We start from the raw sequence: 18,159 nt of genomic DNA, 5'->3' as shown, positions 1-18,159 counted from the left end.
AAGCTTCTTCTATGCTAAACCTAAACGTTCAAAGATCAGATCAACATTTTTCAGATGGTAATTGTAATCAAAGCAGTCAGCAATTTTTTCTGGAGAAAGACGTGACGTGATTTTCTCTTCCGCTTCCACAAGCTCGCGGAACGGCACTTGTTTTTCCCACGCTTCCATTGCTTTCGGCTGAACTGTATCATAGGCTTCTTCACGAGTCAGGCCTGTGTCAATCAAAGCAAGGAGCACACGCTGAGAATAGATAAGGCCGAGAGTGCGGTCCATGTTGCGCTTCATGTTTTCCGGGAAGACCGTTAAGTTCTTCACGATGTTGGAGAAGCGGTTCAGCATGTAGTTCAGCGCAATTGTCGCATCCGGAAGAATAATTCGTTCTGCTGAAGAATGAGAAATATCGCGCTCATGCCATAATGGAACATTTTCGTAAGCTGTCATCATGTAGCCGCGGATCACGCGCGCCATGCCTGTCATGTTTTCAGAGCCAATCGGATTTCGTTTATGCGGCATTGCAGATGAACCCTTTTGCCCTTTCGCGAAAAATTCCTCTACTTCACGTGTTTCACTCTTTTGCAGTCCGCGGATTTCCACAGCGAATTTCTCGATGCTTGTCGCGATCAAAGCAAGTGTTGCCATATAGTCAGCATGGCGGTCACGCTGAAGGGTTTGAGTGGAAATCGGTGCTGCTTTCAATCCGAGCTTCTCACAGACATATTGTTCAACAAATGGATCAATGTTCGCATATGTGCCGACAGCACCGGAAATCTTTCCAACCTCGATGCCTGCTTTCGCTTGTTTGAAGCGCTCAAGATTACGTTTCATTTCTTCATGCCAAAGCGCAAGTTTTAAGCCGAATGTTGTAGGCTCAGCGTGTACGCCGTGTGTGCGCCCCATCATGACTGTGTATTTATGTTCTTTCGCTTTTTCTTTTATAATGTCAACAAATCTCTCAAGATCCTTGAGCAAAATATCGTTTGCCTGTTTTAATAAGTAGGAAAGAGCCGTATCAACAACGTCAGTTGACGTTAAGCCGTAATGCACCCATTTTCTTTCTTCGCCCAGTGATTCGGATACAGCGCGCGTAAAAGCGACAACGTCATGGCGCGTGTCCTTTTCGATTTCTAAAATGCGGTTGATGTCAAATGACGCGTTTTCGCGCATAACCTTTACATCTTCTTTCGGAATGACGCCAAGCTCCGCCCACGCTTCACAGGCAAGAATTTCAACCTCTAACCATGCTTGAAATCTGTTTTCATCCGTCCAAATCGCGGACATTTCAGGTCTTGAATAACGTTCGATCATTCTGCTTGTCCTCCGTCTCTATTCATCCATTTATTTGTGATCTCCTGAATCCATTCGTCTTCAGGCTGCTTCATAAATGTAATATGCCCCATTTTGCGGCCTTTTTTGATTTCATGTTTTCCGTATATATATAGCTTTGCCTCTTTTAAAAGCTCCGGGTCTTCCTCAACAAGCTTCACTTCATCGCCGAGAAGATTCACCATCATGCCCGGCTTCAGCAAATCTGTCTTCCCAAGCGGAAGCCCGCATACCGCTCTGATATGCTGCTCAAACTGGCTCGTCTCGCAAAGGTCCAGCGTATAATGCCCTGAATTGTGCGGTCTTGGCGCCAGTTCATTGACCAAAAGCTCTCCGTCCTCTGTCAGGAACATCTCAACAGCAAGCGGTCCGACAAGGTTAAGCTCATCTGCAAGCTTAACTGCGAGATCAGCAGCCTTCTGCTGAATCCCTTTCTCTACCCGTGCGGGCACGATGCTTTGGAAAAGAATATTGTTGTGGTGAATGTTTTCAGCTGTCGGAAATGTTGAAATTTCACCGTTTACCGATCTAACGACGATCACCGACAGTTCCATTTTAAAAGAAACCCAGCTTTCAAGAATGCAAGTTCCGTGTTCTAACAGAGCGGCTGCCTGCTCCATTTGCGCCTCTTCTTTTATCACAAATTGGCCTTTGCCGTCGTACCCGCCGCGGCATGTTTTCAGCACTGCCGGAAGCCTGAGCTCCTGTACTGCCTGTTTCAATTCATTCTTTGTTTTGACGATGCTGTACGGTGCGACTTCACAGCCCGCGGATTGAATTGCTTTTTTCTCTGTTTCACGGTTTTGGGTAATAAGCAGCAGCTCACTTCCTTGCGGGAGATACGCATGATCTTTTAGCCAATGCAGCGCATCATAGTCGATGTTTTCAAACTCATATGTGATGATATCGCTGATTTCAGCCAATTTTCGAATCGCTTCACGGTCATTATAATGAGCGGTAATTTCGACATCCGCAACCTGCCCGCACGGCGAATCTTTCACCGGATCAACGACCGCGACTTTATACCCCATTTGTTTGGCGGACACAGCCATCATTTTCCCAAGCTGGCCGCCGCCGATAATGCCGATTACAGCTCCCGGATAGATGATTTGTTTAGACAAGCTGATCACTGCTTTCTAACACTGTCTGTTTTGTATTTTCTCTTCTCTCATCCAGCTTACGGGCAAGGTCTTCGTCAAATGCTGACAAAATTTGCGCCGCTAACAGGCCTGCGTTCACAGCACCCGCTTTGCCGATGGATGTTGTCGCAACAGGCACGCCTCCAGGCATTTGGACGATGGAAAGAAGTGAATCCATTCCGTTCAGCGCCTTGGACTGAACCGGAACTCCAATGACTGGCAGTGTTGTTTTCGCAGCCGTCATCCCTGGCAGATGCGCCGCTCCTCCGGCACCGGCAATAATCACCTTGATGCCTCTTTCTCTAGCAGTTTCAGCATATTCAAACATGAAATCAGGCGTCCGGTGAGCGGAAACGACCTTTTTTTCGTACGGAACATTGAGTTCGTCAAGTATGTCGCATGCGTGTTTCATTGTCTCCCAATCGGAAGTGCTTCCCATGATGATTCCTACTAGCGGCTGCATTCTGTTCCCCACCTTCTAATGCTTTTGTTTTCAGAAAATAAAAAATACCCGCTCTGCATTGCACTTATGAGGAAGCAATACAAACCGGGCATGGTACATGTATCGTCAGTCGTTCGCTTCTGCGATATATCCATGTCAGTTTTATCGATCACTTTCCTGCATAGTCCGGCAATTTACGGTTGCCGGGTAGAAACTTATGGGCCATATTCCCAAGATTATATGAGGTCGTGTTTTGATTTCATGTTTATCTTAACAACGGACATGGATAATGTCAACGATATTATCGAACGATACAAAAATTCATTCTACTAATGTTCGTGTTTTAGATCAATTTCCCTTCAAATACGATTTTTTTCCCGCACGGAACGATCTGAATTGACCCATTTTCCTTTTTTTCCATAAAAATAGGCTCTTCCATTCGCCTTACAGGCAGATATCCTTCTTCTTTCATTTGCTGAAGCACCGCATCAATCGTTTGCTGCTCTGTCACTTCAAACTTTTTCTTCTTCGGCTTTGCCATTATTCTTTAATTCTCCTCTTCTTCACCGCTTTGACCCAGAAGCCGCCGTGGATTGTTTTTGGTTCGTACGCAATAATAAAGGCTTTTGAATCAAGTGTTTTAATCGTATCATATAGCTGGAGTTCATATCTTCTCGGCGTCAGGATCTGAAGGGCTGTGCGGTCGCCTTCAAGCCCGCCTGCCACCCAGTTTGTCACGCCGTAGCCTTTTTCACGGAGCTGCTTCGGAAGATCAAGATCGAGCTCCTTCGTAATCACATTGACCATAATATAGCCAAGCGCCAATTTTTCTTCTATTTTCATGCCGACAATTACGCCAAGACCGTAACCGAGCGCGTACGCGATCACATTTTGAATCTGGTCTAAGTTATCGAGCACCAGACTCAGTCCTGTCACATAAACCAGTATTTCAATCGTACTGATGCCGGCCGCTAAATAACGCTGTCCTTTCAGCGTTAAAATCATTCTTATCGTAAAAAATGACACATAGACAATATTAATAATGAGAATTATGAGAACCATGGCTATCCCATTTGATAAGATGGTTTGCATCATTTTATTCATCCCCCTACTCTTCAGCTTGCACAAAGCATTCATATTCTACTAGAGAAATGAGCCGTTTACAATCAGCTTCGCCCGTAAGCTTAAGCAAAATATTTCGACACGCTTTTATGTGTTGAACAGTAGTAGTTTACCCTCTTTCTCGCCTTTTCAAAATCAAAACAAAAAAGCCCGCTTTTCAGCAGACTCACCTCTTTATATCTATTGTCAGATCTCTTTTTTCATTTTCTGAAGGGACTTGTATTCTTTCTCAAGCTCACTCAGCGTGTAGTCAGCAAGCTGTTCCCCTCTTCCTTGATAAAATTCCGAGAGCAGTAATTTGGTTTTTAAAAATTGCTTCTTTTGGTTAATTGCTCGGCGAAGTACATCAGCCATGTCCATCATCCTCCTTAAACATAAAGGTTTTTGCGCTGGACGTTTTCAGCATTTTCCCCATCATACACGGGTTAATCCTACAAATCAACTATGTTTTTTAGATATATTTGTAAAAAGTGTGACATAAAAAAACCGGCTAGGATTAGCCGGTTTTTTCATTAAAGCGGAATCAACGACGCCGTAATATATTCAGAAATAAACGGCCAAGTCACTGCCGTAAACAGCAGCGCTATCGCAACTACTGCAAATACACAATAGATATAATCAATTGGTGCATCTTGTGCCGCCTGGTACACACGCTGTACATACAGCGCGATGATAAAAAAGATGGAAAACAAGATCAGCACCGTAAACAGTACTGTCAGCATTGGGATATTTACGATCGCAAAGATCAGCCAAAGGATTGAAACAGCAATTACGGGTACAAGCAATGAACCCAATACGGCAGCCGCTTCTCTGAACGTCACCTTCTGCTTCATCATATAGCGGGAGACAGCCCATATAGCAAAGACCATTACCGCGAAAAAGATCAGCAAATACACAAGAACAACTAAAAACCCGTCATAGAAAGCATGATGGCGTTCTCCGAAACCGAGCGGCCGATTCCAGCTTGCCTTTAACTGAAACCAATTCCCAATTGAAAAAATGATACTGAATATAAGCATTGAAATCAGACCGTACTTATAATGAGAAAAACCATCCGTTACGACAGTTTTCGCCGGAGATTTTAAAATCGAGAACGCAAAACCGCAATATCTGTTGATGGCTGCCCAAACAGACGCAAGCTTGTCTTTAACAGTTGATTCACCGCGTTCCTGGCGCGGTTTCTGCTTTTGTTTTTGCTTCTGCTTGCTTTGCCGGCTCGCCTTTCTGGACATTCTCGATAGCGGTTCTTCATCTGCATCTATTCTTTCACTCTGGTTAATTTCTTCTTCAAACGTTTCTTTTCTTTCTTCCGTCATGTCAGCAACTCCTATCAAAAAAATACGGCGGAATACCATTCAGCAAGAAAATAAAACACTTATATAAGGTACCGAAGCCTTCCTGAACAGTCAAGTCATTTCCATTTAAGTAAAGCATGGCGGCACATCTACATGACGGTATATCGTATGAAATGGTTTTATCTTTTGCAACAAAAAAACCAGCTGCCAGTGCAGCTGGTTTTTCATTCCTTATTTTAAGAAGATAAAGTACAGGATAAATACGACAAACAGCCCGTACATGATTGGATGAACCTCTTTTGCTTTTCCTTTGCACACCATTGTAATCGGATAGAAAATAAATCCGATGGCAATACCAGTCGCGATGCTGTACGTTAACGGCATCATGATCATGGTAAGGAAAGCAGGAACGGCCACTTCGAACTTATCCCAAGCGATTTTGCCAAGCGGCGCCACCATCAATGCACCAACAATAATAAGCGCCGGCGCTGTTACATTTGACGTAACGACTGATAGGAGCGGCGAGAAAAACGTAGCCAGTAAAAAGAGAATCCCTGTTACAATTGCGGCAAATCCTGACCGGGCACCCGCAGCGACACCTGAGCTTGATTCCACGTAAGAAGTTGTTGTAGACGTACCAAGCACGGCACCGATCACAATAGAAGATGAATCAGCTAAAAGCGCACGGCCCGCACGCGGCAATTTGTTTTCCTTCATTAAACCAGCTTGTGTTGCCACAGCAACAAGTGTACCAGCTGTATCAAAAAATCCGACAAACAAGAATGTTAAAATAACGATCAGCATTTGTACAGAGAAAATATCCGGGAGGTGAATCCACGCTTGTCCGAAAGTCGGCGCAAGGCTTGGCACACTGCCGATAATTTGAGTCGGAACCGGAACCAAACCGAAAATCATGCCGGCTACCGCTGTTAATAGCATCCCGATAAACACGCCTGCGTTCACGCGAAGCACCATTAAAATAACCGTGACAATCACACCGAAAATCGTTAACAGCACAGGACCGCTGTGAATGTTTCCGATCGTGACGAGCGTAGAAGGATTCGCTGTAATGATTCCTGAACCTTGTAATCCAACAAATGTAATAAACAGGCCGATCCCCGCACCGACTGCCAATTTCAGCTCAGGCGGAATGGCGTTGATGATTTTTTCACGAAAACCTGTTAAAGAAAGAGCAACGAAAATAAGACCTGAAATAAAAACACCGGACAAAGCTGCCTGCCATGAAATACCCATACCAAGGACAACAGAAAACGCAAAAAACGCGTTCAGCCCCATACCCGGCGCGATGGCAATCGGATATCTCGCTATTAATCCCATTAAGATACAGCCTGCTGCAGACGCCAGCGCTGTCGCCGTAAAGACCGCACCCTGGTCAATTCTCAGCGCCTCCGGAAAATCTTTCACGCTCTCCAAAGCAAGCGTAATCGGATTGACGAACAAAATATATGCCATAGATAAAAAAGTCGTTAATCCGCCAATGATTTCATTGCGATAGCTGGTGCCCAGCTCATCAAACTGAAAAAACGTTTTCAAGCTATTTGACTCCCTTCACTCTTTGCTATTTATTCTGTCCTGAAAACGCCAAATAAAAAACGTCCCAATACATTTTGGGACGCTTGACTACAGACGGATTTCAGTTTGAATAAATAACCGTGTTTTATTTATATCAAACGAAAGAAATGTTTACGTAGTCAAGCCATTTACGGTAGCTTGGTAGAGACTTGCGAGCCATATTCCCGCGATTATACGAATTCATCTTATTTGATTTCTGTGTCTATTGTACCAAGTTCATTTTGAAAAAACAATACAAAAAGCGAACAATAGTCGCGCAAAATCGGATTTTGTTCGTAATAAACAAATAAAACCATCTTCCCGGCAAAATTGCCAAAAAGATGGTTTCCATTAATTGATTCTTATTCCCACTCAATCGTCGCAGGCGGCTTACTTGTAATATCATACACCACGCGGTTAATGTGCTTCACTTCGTTTACGATACGTGTCGAAATGACTTCAAGCACATCCCACGGGATACGCGCCCAGTCAGATGTCATGCCGTCGATTGATGTAACGGCGCGGATTCCGATTGTGTAATCATATGTTCTTGCGTCACCCATAACACCAACGCTGCGGATGTCAGGAAGAACAGTGAAGTATTGCCAGATATCACGCTCTAAGCCGTGATTTGCAATTTCTTCACGCAAGATTGCATCTGATTCACGAACGATTTCAAGTTTTTCTTCTGTTACTTCGCCAAGAACGCGGATTCCGAGTCCCGGTCCTGGGAACGGCTGACGCCATACGATTTCATCCGGAATGCCGAGCTCTGTGCCAAGCGCGCGCACTTCGTCTTTGAAGAGCGTATTTAACGGCTCGATCAGCTCAAACTGCATGTCTTCAGGAAGTCCGCCGACATTGTGGTGAGATTTGATCGTTTGCGCCGTTGCTGTACCGCTCTCGATGATATCTGTGTAAAGCGTACCTTGTGCAAGGTAGTCGATGCCTTTGAGCTTGTCCGCTTCATCATCAAACACGTAAATGAATTCATTACCGATGATTTTGCGTTTTTGCTCAGGATCAGAAACGCCTTTTAGTTTGTTTAAGAATCGATCTTTTGCGTCTACTTTAATCACATTCATGTTAAAGCCTTCGCTGAATGTTTTCATAACACCCTCAGCTTCGCCTTTACGGAGAAGACCATGGTCTACAAAGATACAAGTCAGCTGGTCGCCGATCGCTTTATGAATCAAAACAGCAACAACAGAGGAATCAACGCCGCCGCTTAGCGCGCAAAGAACCTGTTTGTCTCCGACCGTTTCACGGATTTTTTGCATTTCGATTTCGATAAAGTTCTCCATTGACCATTCGCCTTCGCATTCGCAAACACCGAATACAAAGTTTTTCAGAAGATCATTGCCGTATTCAGAGTGGCGCACTTCCGGGTGGAACTGAACGCCATACCATTTTTTGTCCGCTTTGCTCATTGCTGAGTTCGGGCAGTGATGGCTTGTCGCGTCAACAGTGAAGCCTTCAGGAACTTCTACAACCAAATCGCCGTGGCTCATCCAAACCACTTGTTCATTCGGAAGATCTCTGAACAAATCAGGTGTGCCTTCGATGCGGATGTTTGCTTTTCCGTATTCACGCTGGCTTGCCGCTTCAACTTTACCGCCAAGGTAATGAGTCATCAGCTGCATGCCGTAGCAAATTCCCAAAACAGGAATATCAAGCTCGAAGATTTTCTCGTCACAGCGGAAAGAGTTTTCATCATACACACTGTTTGGACCGCCGGATAAAATAATTCCTTTTGGATTCATTTTTTTAATTTCTTCAGCCGTCAATGTATGTGGATGCAGCTCGCTGTAAACACCGAATTCACGGATACGGCGTGTAATCAGCTGGTTATACTGACTGCCGAAATCAAGGACAAGAATCATTTCATTCACTAACTTTGTCATGGTTGTCACCTAATCTCCTCTAAGTTTTTTGACACAGAAAAAAACGAGGACAGATATGAAGCTCGCTCCGCCCTCTTTGGCAAGGCCGTTTGCCGGAGTCAGGCCAACTCGCTCCCAGACTCCGATAATATTCACTAATTCTAACAACACGTCGATAAGCGGTCAAGACCATCTTCTTTTAATTAAATTTTCCCATAACTCTCTCGAATCATTCCATAGCGCCGAAGAATCTTCATTTCTGTAAAGCGCCCTTTCATAGCTTAATGTCAGCTTTGACATGTCTTCTATGTCGTATTTTTCATCAATTCGTTTTGCATAATCACGCAGCGTTTCACTGTCTCGTTTCGGCAGTCCTTTTCTCTTCAGTTGTTTCAGCAGCGCGCCATATGCCTCAAAAAACGCGTGCTGATCACTGCGCCGCTTCAATTTCCTCACGGCGAAAACAGGAATCCATAACGAGCGGAAAACATACAGCAATACAGCTGCCACCAGGAGGACTGCAAGAACCGCAAGCGCTGCATACAAGCCCGCACCGGCATTAGTATGCGAAGCGGACGGCTTTTTAGAAACAGCTGGCTCCCGCTTTTCCTTTTGTTTTTCCTCTTTTTGCGGCTGTTTTTTCTCTTCTTTCTGTTTCTCTTTTGCTTTCTTCGGCGAGCTGCTGCTATCGCTGCCAGAGTCTTTTGTGTCAGAAGATGTAAATTGAGCCGGATTTGTAAACCCTTTAGTCGGCTCAAATGTAACCCAGCCCTGTTCCGGGAAATACACCTCTACCCAGGAATGGGCATTGTTATTTGTCACTTCGTAAATGCTGCCATTTTTGTTCCCTGCTTCTTTGTATTCGCCGGACGTATAACCCTTTACCCAGCGGGCCGGAATGCCGGCCGAGCGCAAGAGCACCACCATGGCGGAAGAAAAGTTATCACAATAACCCATTTTCGTTTCAAAGAGAAATTGATCGACATAATCTTCATCATTCTTCGGAATGGTCACGTTTTCTGTTTCATATGTGAACGCATTTGACCCTAAATAGTCCTCAACCGCTTTCACCTTATCAAACATATTGTCGTGATCCTGAGTCAGTTTGATCGCAAGGGTTCTCACCCGCTCTGGCAGTGAATCTGGAAGCTGCATGTAGCGATCGCTGAATGTGTACTCCTCACTGTTTTTTCTCACTTTTACCTTTCTCAGTTCATCCAGCTTATAGACCGGGGAATTGTACGTTACTGTATAATTCCCCATATTTCTGATTTCACCGGCTTGTTCACTGATCGGAGAAATTTGCTCCGTGTTGCCGTTCATTTCAAGTGAGACAGCCTGCTTTGGCTGAATGGTTTCCGCACCAATCGGATACATCAGATGGTTATACCCGTAGTGCTTATCGACTTTTACACGGACGGTGCGGCGCTCTGTCGCAACCTTATGGTCAAACCACAGATTTTCAACTTTTCCATTGCTAAGCTGATACGACATGCCTGTGTCTGTTTCAATCCAGCCTTTTCCGGTATACGTGTCCTTCGTTTCCACACGGAAATACGTACGCTCTTTTCCCTGCCATGTAAAAACAGGTGTAGCATCCTGCTGGAACGGGCCGCCGAGTGATTCATCATGATTCCCGTATCCGATTTTGCTTTCCCCTGCAGACACGCGGTCTTGATGAGTGATTTTTTTAAGAAAAGGCACCGGATCAGGCCAAGCCGGCTCTGATTTTGGAGCGGCGAGTCCGAATCCCGTTGCAGCCAAAACCAATACAGATAAAGGAAGAAACCATTTCAGGACAGATGTTTTTGGCAGTGTGATTCTTTCCATCAGCTTAATGCGTTCCAAGTATAAAAGGCCCAGCATAAAGAAGCCGATCAGCACGATACGGATTACGGCAAAAGTGGCATCATATGGCGTAAAGGTATCAAGAATCGTAATATACGCTACTGTCATCAAAAAGAAAAACAAAATTCTTCTCTGGTAAATCACCCAATAATGCAGGAGATAGACCAGCAGCCACAGCAGCACAAAAAACAGCAGGGTCCGAAATGAAGGAATCATGTCATTCCATTGCCCTGATTGAATCAGCGTGATATTCAGATAGACATCCTGCAAAAAAGAGCTGACCCAGCTCAAGTCGAATATAGATCCTTGATAAAACAGGATGTGTATCGAGATCAATGTAAATATGACACAAAAAGGAACGGTGACAAACCACCTCATCCTGAAAAAAGTCAGCAGAAACGTCAAGCCGATAAAGACACTAAAAAAGCCTGTATGTTTCGTTTCAGTAAAACTGTCAAGCGGCCTAAGCCACTCCCACAGCAATAAAAAAGCCAGAAAATAAAATAACAGCAAGCTCAAACGGCTTCCCTTGTGATCATCGTGCGGCATGTGAACCAGTCACCTCTCTTTCTAAACAACACGCGAAACTCGCCCGCCCCTCATGATCCGAACTCTGATTTGGCGTTTCATCATGCGTTCAATCATGACATTTTCAGCTTGAGAGAGCTCAGCATCTTTCTCTTTTGCCAGTATCACCGTAACCCGGCCGCCTCCTATTTCTGCGAGGTGCAGCATATCTTCCGTTAACTGTCCCGTGACAACAACTTGATCAGCTTGGCGAACAGATGGCTTTCCCAGCTCTTCCCGTGCATATCGGCTTATCGGGTCTGCCGCATCACAATGAGCGATGGCTAAATGCCGAAGCATGTGCTTAAAATGCTGATCCCCTTCCTGAATAGGGAAAATGTTTTTTTCCTTCCCGATGGAAGCCAGACCAGCACCCGCGCCGTTTTTTAAAACAGAATGAAGAATCGAAGCTGTCACTGAAACGACCTCTTCGAATGCGTCTGAGGAAAAACGGTCCATCAGCAGAAACAGATTTTTGCTGCGAGAAGGCTCAAATTCCTTCGTCATCAGCTGGCTCCGCCGTGCAGATGTCTTCCAATCTAACGCAGCAAACCGGTCTCCCGGCTGATAATTCCGCACACTTGCTGCGACTGAGGAATGGTGCTGATGAATAGGAGAAGAACCGCTTACACCGTCTTCCTGATGCCTCTCATTCACCTGATAGGAAAAACGCTGATAGAATGGATAAACAAACAAGGTATCATCCAGCTCAAAAAATGCTGTTTTTTCAATCAAGCCAAGAACATCCCCGGTTCGCACCCTGACAGAATGAAAGTGATGCTCTCCGCGCGGTACCCGAGCTAATTCATACGACATCGTCATGCTCCGTTTAAACCAAGGAAAAACGAGCCGTTTGGCCGCGGCTCCGTCTCGATTTAATGACTCGATACCTTCTGGCAGGCAATCTTCAATCACCATATACATCAGCGGAAATGGCAGCTTTCTTCTCAGCGTAACCGTTACGCCCAGCCTGTCCCCCGCATGCAATTGTGTTTTATCCATTTGCCTTGAAGCCTGAAAAGAACGGAGCGGATACAAGGCCAACAGCCCGGCATACAAGACAAAAGGGAGAAACGCGTAAAACAAAAACCAGCTGACAAAGCCGCCCTGAAACATCGCATAAGAAAAAACAGCAGCCGTCAATAAAGTTAATATAATCAGCTTCCAACCATATACGAGCCATTGCCATTTCTTATTCATCAGCGGACCGCCGACCTTTGAACCGGCACCTTCACAGCTGACATGATCTCCCTTACGATCGCTTCTGCCTGAATCCCTTCAAATTTTGCCTCAGGATGAAGCATCATCCGGTGCGGCAGCGTGAAAGGAGCTAAATATTGAATATCATCCGGTATGACATAGTCGCGATGATGCAGCAGCGCGTATGCCTGTGCCGCTTTCATGAGGGCGATTGAGCCGCGCGGACTGACGCCTAATTGAACAGAAGGATGCTGTCTCGTTTTCTGCACAATTTCAACGATATATTCCTTAATGCTGTCATCAGCACGGACATTTTGCACTTCCCTCTGTAAAAAGATGAAGTCTTCTTTTGCAATAACCGGCTCAAGCGTCTCAATCGGATGGCTTTTTTCCTGAAGAGATAAGACGTCAAGCTCTTCATTAAAGGACGGATAACCCATCCGAAGTTTGAATAAAAAACGGTCAAGCTGAGCTTCCGGCAAAGGATAGGTCCCTTCATATTCGACCGGGTTTTGCGTTGCCATCACAAAAAAAGGAGCGGCAAGCTGCATCGTATGGCCATCTACCGTGACGCTTCCCTCTTCCATCGCTTCGAGCAAAGCCGACTGTGTCTTCGGAGAGGTACGGTTGATTTCATCGGCCAGCACGATATTTCCCATAATTGGGCCGGGACGATATTCAAATTCCATCGTTTTCGCATTATAGATAGATACCCCTGTTACATCAGATGGCAGCAAATCAGGAGTGAATTGGATTCTTTTGAAATCAGCGCCGATTGACTTTGCCAGCGCGCGGACCATCATCGTTTTTCCGACTCCGGGTACATCCTCAAGCAGTACATGCCCTTTGGCAAGAAGGGCTGCTAAGCTGAGTATGGCGATGTCTCGTTTTCCAACCATTACTCTATTAATATGTTCAACTGCTTTCCCCAGCAAAGGATGCAGGTCTTCTTGATATGCCATTCTTTTCCTCCTAATCATCTACAAAATTCATCATAATGTAACCTAACTTTACCACAAAAAGCAATCTGTATAAAAAAACGATTCTAGCAAATTGTTACCAATAAAGCTGGCCAAAACACACAAAAAAGCTTCCTGTGGCAGGAAGCTCCAGATTGTTGACAAAATCCTAAAATGGCTTTCATTTTAGGGTTTTGTCATCTTTTCAGCGTGATTGAAAACCCTTGAAGTCTAGGAAGGACGAGCATAGGAGCGGAGCGAATGTTCTAATTCGTGAGCACCGAAGCGCAGACCTGACAACGAATGCGAGGGTTTGTCGACACGCTGAAGCTTCCTGTGGCAGGAAGCTCAATTATTTGTGTTCTAAAGGCTCCATATGAACATGCGAATAATCAATCGCATGCTCCTCCTTCATTCTCCGCTCAATTTCATTGGCTATATCGTGGCTTTCCGTAATATTTAAATCTGCCGATACCTCAACCACCACATCAACATGAACCGTACTGCCCAAGTATCTTGCTTTTATGTCTTTTAAACGGCTCACACCGGAGATTTTTTCGATTGTCTGTTTATAAGCGGAAATGTCCTTTATGTCGAATCCATCTGTCAAAGAGTGAGATGACTCTTTAAAAATATCCCATGCGGTCTTGCAAATAAGCAGACCGATCACAAACGCAGTGACCGTATCAATCCAAGCAAGATGGAATTGAGCAGCTACAATGCCGATAAATGTGCCGATACTGACAAATGCGTCTGATTTATTATCAGCAGCCGCAGCAAGGAGCGCCTGGCTCTTCACCTTTTTGGCCAGCCTTTTATTGTACCGGTAAACGATCAGCATCAGGACTGCCCCGCCCGCTGCCGTCCAAGCCGCAATCATATCTGGCGTCTCTTGTTTAGCAGAAAAAATAGATTCTCCGGCGCTGAACAGCACTTGCAGTCCGACAACCATCATAATAAACGATGCGATAAGCGATGCAATCGTTTCCGCTCGAAAGTGGCCGTATGGATGATCTTCGTCAGGAGGCTTTTGAGAGATGCGCAGGCCAATCAGCACAGCAACAGAAGCAATAATGTCAGTTGTGTTATTTAACCCGTCTGCCGTAAGTGCTTCCGAGTGAAAAAGATAACCGATGATCAGTTTAATTGCGGAAAGAACAAGATACGCGGCAATGCTGACCAGCGCCCCGGATTCTCCCTTTTTCAGTTCATCATATCTCTCCATACAAAACCTCCTCTCCGCTCACATTTTCCTATTATTATCTTACAAAGCTGAACCGCAGTGGGTCTACAGAAACATGATTCACCCGCCACAGAAAAATAGTGACGATGGAACACTTTTTCTCTCAGCCAATTTATTTGCTCCGCCAAAAAGTCCATCAGATCCAATGACACCAGCGCTTCTCGCATTCTATCGAATTGTAAATAGTACACAAAATCACACAGCAAATAAAAAACGAAACATTTTTTCCACACATTCGCTGAAAGCGCAAACAAAACACTACAAATTTGAAATAAGCTGGTATATTTTCTTACACGAATTTTCGACAAACTGTATATTTATGATAGAGTTTCAATTATCATAATATTCAGTAATGATTGCATTTTAAAAGGAGGTAACTTATGAACCAGTCTCAATCAGGATTAAAAAAGGAATTAAAGACCCGCCATATGACAATGATTTCGATTGCCGGTGTAATCGGAGCCGGCCTATTTGTAGGCAGCGGTTCAGTGATTCACTCGACCGGTCCGGGTGCCGTTGTTTCTTACGCGTTAGCCGGATTATTGGTGATTTTTATTATGAGAATGCTCGGTGAGATGTCTGCCGTAAACCCGACGAGCGGATCGTTTTCTCAATACGCTCACGACGCCATCGGACCGTGGGCAGGATTTACAATCGGCTGGCTGTACTGGTTTTTCTGGGTGATCGTCATAGCGATCGAAGCCATTGCCGGTGCTGGCATTATTCAATACTGGTTCCATGATATTCCGCTGTGGCTGACAAGTTTGATCTTGACCATTGTGCTCACCCTGACAAACGTCTACTCCGTTAAGTCTTTCGGTGAGTTTGAATATTGGTTCTCCCTCATTAAAGTTGTGACTATCATTGCTTTTCTAATCGTTGGTTTTGCCTTTATTTTTGGCTTTGCACCGGGCAGTGAGCCAGTCGGTTTTTCGAATCTTACAGGCAAAGGCGGATTTTTCCCGGAGGGCATCAGCTCCGTATTGCTCGGCATTGTCGTTGTCATCTTCTCTTTTATGGGAACTGAAATCGTTGCCATTGCAGCAGGGGAAACATCCAACCCGATCGAATCTGTGACAAAAGCCACCAGATCCGTTGTATGGCGCATCATCGTCTTTTACGTGGGCTCAATCGCCATTGTCGTGGCGCTGTTGCCATGGAATTCAGCAAATATTTTAGAAAGCCCTTTCGTCGCTGTACTTGAGCATATAGGAGTGCCGGCAGCCGCACAGATTATGAACTTTATCGTCCTCACAGCCGTACTCTCTTGCCTGAATTCAGGTTTGTATACCACATCCAGAATGCTGTATTCACTTGCAGAAAGAAATGAAGCGCCGCGCCGTTTTATGAAATTGAGCAAAAAAGGCGTTCCCGTACAAGCCATTGTGGCCGGGACATTTTTCTCTTATATCGCGGTCGTAATGAACTATTTTTCACCGGATACCGTCTTTTTATTCTTAGTCAACTCATCAGGCGCAATCGCTTTACTCGTCTATCTTGTCATCGCCGTTTCCCAGCTGAAAATGCGGAAAAAACTCGAAAAAACAAACCCAGAAGCATTGAAGATCAAAATGTGGCTCTTCCCTTTCCTAACCTACTTGACCATCATCGCCATTTGCGGAATTTTAGTGTCCATGGCGTTTATTGATTCCATGAGAGACGAGCTGCTGCTGACAGGCGTCATCACGGGAATCGTTCTGATTTCTTACCTTGTGTTCAGAAAACGCAAGGTGAGCGAGAAAGCGGCTGCCAACCCAGTTACACAGCAGCAGCCCGATATCCTGCCTTAATGCTGATCAAATCCTAAACGGCCTGCCGTTTAGGATTTTGTTATTTTCTTCTTCGGGCGGGCTGCAGCACGAAGATTTTTTGTAACCATCACGTCCTTATTGTCATTAACTATAGTACCAATTTGGAAAATTTAGATAAGGACAGATGAAAATGACACTTGAAAAATTTGTGGATGCTCTCCCAATCCCAGATACACTAAAGCCAGTACAGCAATCAAAAGAAAAAACATACTACGAAGTCACCATGGAGGAATGCACCCATCAGCTCCATCGCGATCTCCCTCCAACCCGCCTGTGGGGCTACAACGGCTTATTTCCGGGACCGACCATTGAGGTTAAAAGAAATGAAAACGTATATGTAAAATGGATGAATAACCTTCCTTCCACGCATTTCCTTCCGATTGATCACACCATTCATCACAGTGACAGCCAGCATGAAGAGCCCGAGGTAAAGACTGTTGTTCATTTACACGGCGGCGTCACGCCAGATGATAGTGACGGGTATCCGGAGGCTTGGTTTTCCAAAGACTTTGAACAAACAGGACCTTATTTCAAAAGAGAGGTTTATCATTATCCAAACCAGCAGCGCGGGGCTATATTGTGGTATCACGATCACGCCATGGCGCTCACCAGGCTAAATGTCTATGCCGGACTTGTCGGTGCATATATCATTCATGACCCAAAGGAAAAACGCTTAAAACTGCCTTCAGACGAATACGATGTGCCGCTTCTTATCACAGACCGCACGATCAATGAGGATGGTTCTTTGTTTTATCCGAGCGCACCGGAAAACCCTTCTCCGTCACTGCCTAATCCTTCAATCGTTCCAGCTTTTTGCGGAGAAACCATACTCGTCAACGGGAAGGTATGGCCATACTTGGAAGTCGAGCCAAGGAAATACCGATTCCGTGTCATCAACGCCTCCAATACAAGAACCTATAACCTGTCACTCGATAATGGCGGAGATTTTATTCAGATTGGTTCAGATGGAGGGCTCCTGCCGCGATCTGTTAAACTGAATTCTTTCAGCCTTGCGCCTGCTGAACGTTACGATATCATCATTGACTTCACAGCATATGAAGGAGAATCGATCATTTTGGCAAACAGCGCGGGCTGCGGCGGTGACGTCAATCCTGAAACAGATGCGAATATCATGCAATTCAGAGTCACAAAACCATTGGCACAAAAAGACGAAAGCAGAAAGCCGAAGTACCTCGCCTCATACCCTTCGGTACAGCATGAAAGAATACAAAACATCAGAACGTTAAAACTGGCAGGCACCCAGGACGAATACGGCAGACCCGTCCTTCTGCTTAATAACAAACGCTGGCACGATCCCGTCACAGAAACACCAAAAGTCGGCACAACTGAAATATGGTCCATTATCAACCCGACACGCGGAACACATCCGATCCACCTGCATCTAGTCTCCTTCCGTGTATTAGACCGGCGGCCGTTTGATATCGCCCGTTATCAAGAAAGCGGGGAATTGTCCTATACCGGTCCGGCTGTCCCGCCGCCGCCAAGTGAAAAGGGCTGGAAAGACACCATTCAAGCGCATGCAGGTGAAGTCCTGAGAATCGCGGCGACATTCGGTCCGTACAGCGGACGATACGTATGGCATTGCCATATTCTAGAGCATGAAGACTATGACATGATGAGACCGATGGATATAACAGATCCCCATAAATAATCCGACAAACTTGCCTCTAGCAGGCAAGTTTTTTCTTTATGGAACCTTTGGCCCTATTTATCGTATTACGTAAAAACAGCAAA

General features: G+C 45.2%; 16 protein-coding genes and 2 riboswitches. Of the genes, 3 read left to right on the top strand and 13 right to left on the bottom strand.

Annotation, left to right across the window (positions count from 1 at the left end; genetic code table 11):
* Positions 1–9 precede the first annotated feature (9 nt).
* The 13 genes from purB to mneS form a co-directional block, all read right to left on the bottom strand.
* Positions 10–1,305, bottom strand: a complete 1,296-nt coding sequence (gene purB, locus SB658_RS18355; RefSeq protein WP_003233955.1) for an adenylosuccinate lyase — start codon at positions 1,303–1,305, stop codon at positions 10–12.
* Positions 1,302–2,444 carry a 5-(carboxyamino)imidazole ribonucleotide synthase gene (purK, locus tag SB658_RS18350; RefSeq protein ID WP_009966735.1) on the bottom strand — a complete coding sequence of 381 codons (1,143 nt, stop codon included), beginning with the start codon at positions 2,442–2,444 and terminating at the stop codon, positions 1,302–1,304. The genes purB and purK overlap by 4 nt, the downstream gene beginning before the upstream one ends.
* Positions 2,437–2,925: a 5-(carboxyamino)imidazole ribonucleotide mutase gene (gene purE / locus SB658_RS18345; RefSeq protein WP_003244134.1), complete on the bottom strand. Its 489-nt coding sequence runs from the start codon at positions 2,923–2,925 to the stop codon at positions 2,437–2,439. The genes purK and purE overlap by 8 nt, the downstream gene beginning before the upstream one ends.
* Before the next feature lie 141 nt (positions 2,926–3,066).
* Positions 3,067–3,168: riboswitch (purine riboswitch) on the bottom strand.
* 79 nt (positions 3,169–3,247) lie between these two features.
* A complete protein-coding gene (locus SB658_RS18340) occupies positions 3,248–3,445 on the bottom strand; it encodes an NETI motif-containing protein (RefSeq protein WP_003219403.1) in 198 nt (65 codons plus the stop codon).
* Complete coding sequence (locus tag SB658_RS18335) at positions 3,445–3,999, bottom strand: DUF2179 domain-containing protein (RefSeq protein WP_009966729.1); 555 nt, start codon at positions 3,997–3,999, stop codon at positions 3,445–3,447. Before SB658_RS18335 ends, SB658_RS18340 begins: the two co-directional genes overlap by 1 nt.
* Positions 4,000–4,212: 213 nt before the next feature.
* Complete coding sequence (locus SB658_RS18330) at positions 4,213–4,380, bottom strand: Fur-regulated basic protein FbpA (RefSeq protein ID WP_003244066.1); 168 nt, start codon at positions 4,378–4,380, stop codon at positions 4,213–4,215.
* Between the two features lie 158 nt (positions 4,381–4,538).
* Positions 4,539–5,342 (bottom strand): hypothetical protein, encoded by an 804-nt coding sequence (locus tag SB658_RS18325; RefSeq protein ID WP_003242783.1) that lies wholly within the window; start codon positions 5,340–5,342, stop codon positions 4,539–4,541.
* Between the two features lie 210 nt (positions 5,343–5,552).
* Complete coding sequence (gene pbuG / locus SB658_RS18320) at positions 5,553–6,875, bottom strand: hypoxanthine/guanine permease PbuG (protein ID WP_003243780.1); 1,323 nt, start codon at positions 6,873–6,875, stop codon at positions 5,553–5,555.
* Between the two features lie 135 nt (positions 6,876–7,010).
* A riboswitch (purine riboswitch) is annotated at positions 7,011–7,112 on the bottom strand.
* Positions 7,113–7,255: 143 nt separating this feature from the next.
* The gene (guaA, locus tag SB658_RS18315) at positions 7,256–8,797 is read right to left on the bottom strand and encodes a glutamine-hydrolyzing GMP synthase (protein ID WP_003244399.1); all 1,542 of its coding nucleotides are present in this window, start codon (positions 8,795–8,797) and stop codon (positions 7,256–7,258) included.
* A 162-nt stretch (positions 8,798–8,959) separates the two neighbouring features.
* Positions 8,960–11,173, bottom strand: coding sequence for a DUF4129 domain-containing transglutaminase family protein (locus SB658_RS18310; protein ID WP_003242683.1), 2,214 nt, complete (start codon positions 11,171–11,173; stop codon positions 8,960–8,962).
* 21 nt (positions 11,174–11,194) lie between these two features.
* Entirely contained in the window at positions 11,195–12,391 is a 1,197-nt protein-coding gene (locus tag SB658_RS18305; protein ID WP_003243539.1) for a DUF58 domain-containing protein, read from the bottom strand.
* Positions 12,391–13,353 carry an AAA family ATPase gene (locus SB658_RS18300; protein ID WP_120363284.1) on the bottom strand — a complete coding sequence of 321 codons (963 nt, stop codon included), beginning with the start codon at positions 13,351–13,353 and terminating at the stop codon, positions 12,391–12,393. Before SB658_RS18300 ends, SB658_RS18305 begins: the two co-directional genes overlap by 1 nt.
* 349 nt (positions 13,354–13,702) lie before the next feature.
* Entirely contained in the window at positions 13,703–14,575 is an 873-nt protein-coding gene (mneS, locus tag SB658_RS18295) for a manganese transporter MneS (RefSeq protein WP_015382984.1), read from the bottom strand.
* Positions 14,576–14,648: 73 nt separating this feature from the next.
* On the opposite strand from mneS, the gene SB658_RS18290 reads away from it, so the two are divergent.
* The 3 genes from SB658_RS18290 to cotA all read left to right on the top strand — a co-directional run bounded on the left by SB658_RS18290 (position 14,649) and on the right by cotA (position 18,076).
* The gene (locus SB658_RS18290; protein WP_032677453.1) at positions 14,649–14,936 is read left to right on the top strand and encodes a hypothetical protein; all 288 of its coding nucleotides are present in this window, start codon (positions 14,649–14,651) and stop codon (positions 14,934–14,936) included.
* 37 nt (positions 14,937–14,973) lie between these two features.
* The gene (gene gabP / locus SB658_RS18285) at positions 14,974–16,383 is read left to right on the top strand and encodes a GABA permease (RefSeq protein WP_003233998.1); all 1,410 of its coding nucleotides are present in this window, start codon (positions 14,974–14,976) and stop codon (positions 16,381–16,383) included.
* A 151-nt stretch (positions 16,384–16,534) separates the two neighbouring features.
* Positions 16,535–18,076, top strand: a complete 1,542-nt coding sequence (gene cotA / locus SB658_RS18280; RefSeq protein ID WP_003243170.1) for an outer spore coat copper-dependent laccase CotA — start codon at positions 16,535–16,537, stop codon at positions 18,074–18,076.
* Positions 18,077–18,159: the final 83 nt, after the last annotated feature.

The sequence above is a fragment of the Bacillus sp. SIMBA_008 genome, from assembly GCF_046535495.1.
Lineage (GTDB): Bacteria > Bacillota > Bacilli > Bacillales > Bacillaceae > Bacillus > Bacillus subtilis.
The sequence above is the reverse complement of the archived record's forward strand: the minus strand, read 5'-3'. Positions and strand labels throughout refer to the sequence as shown.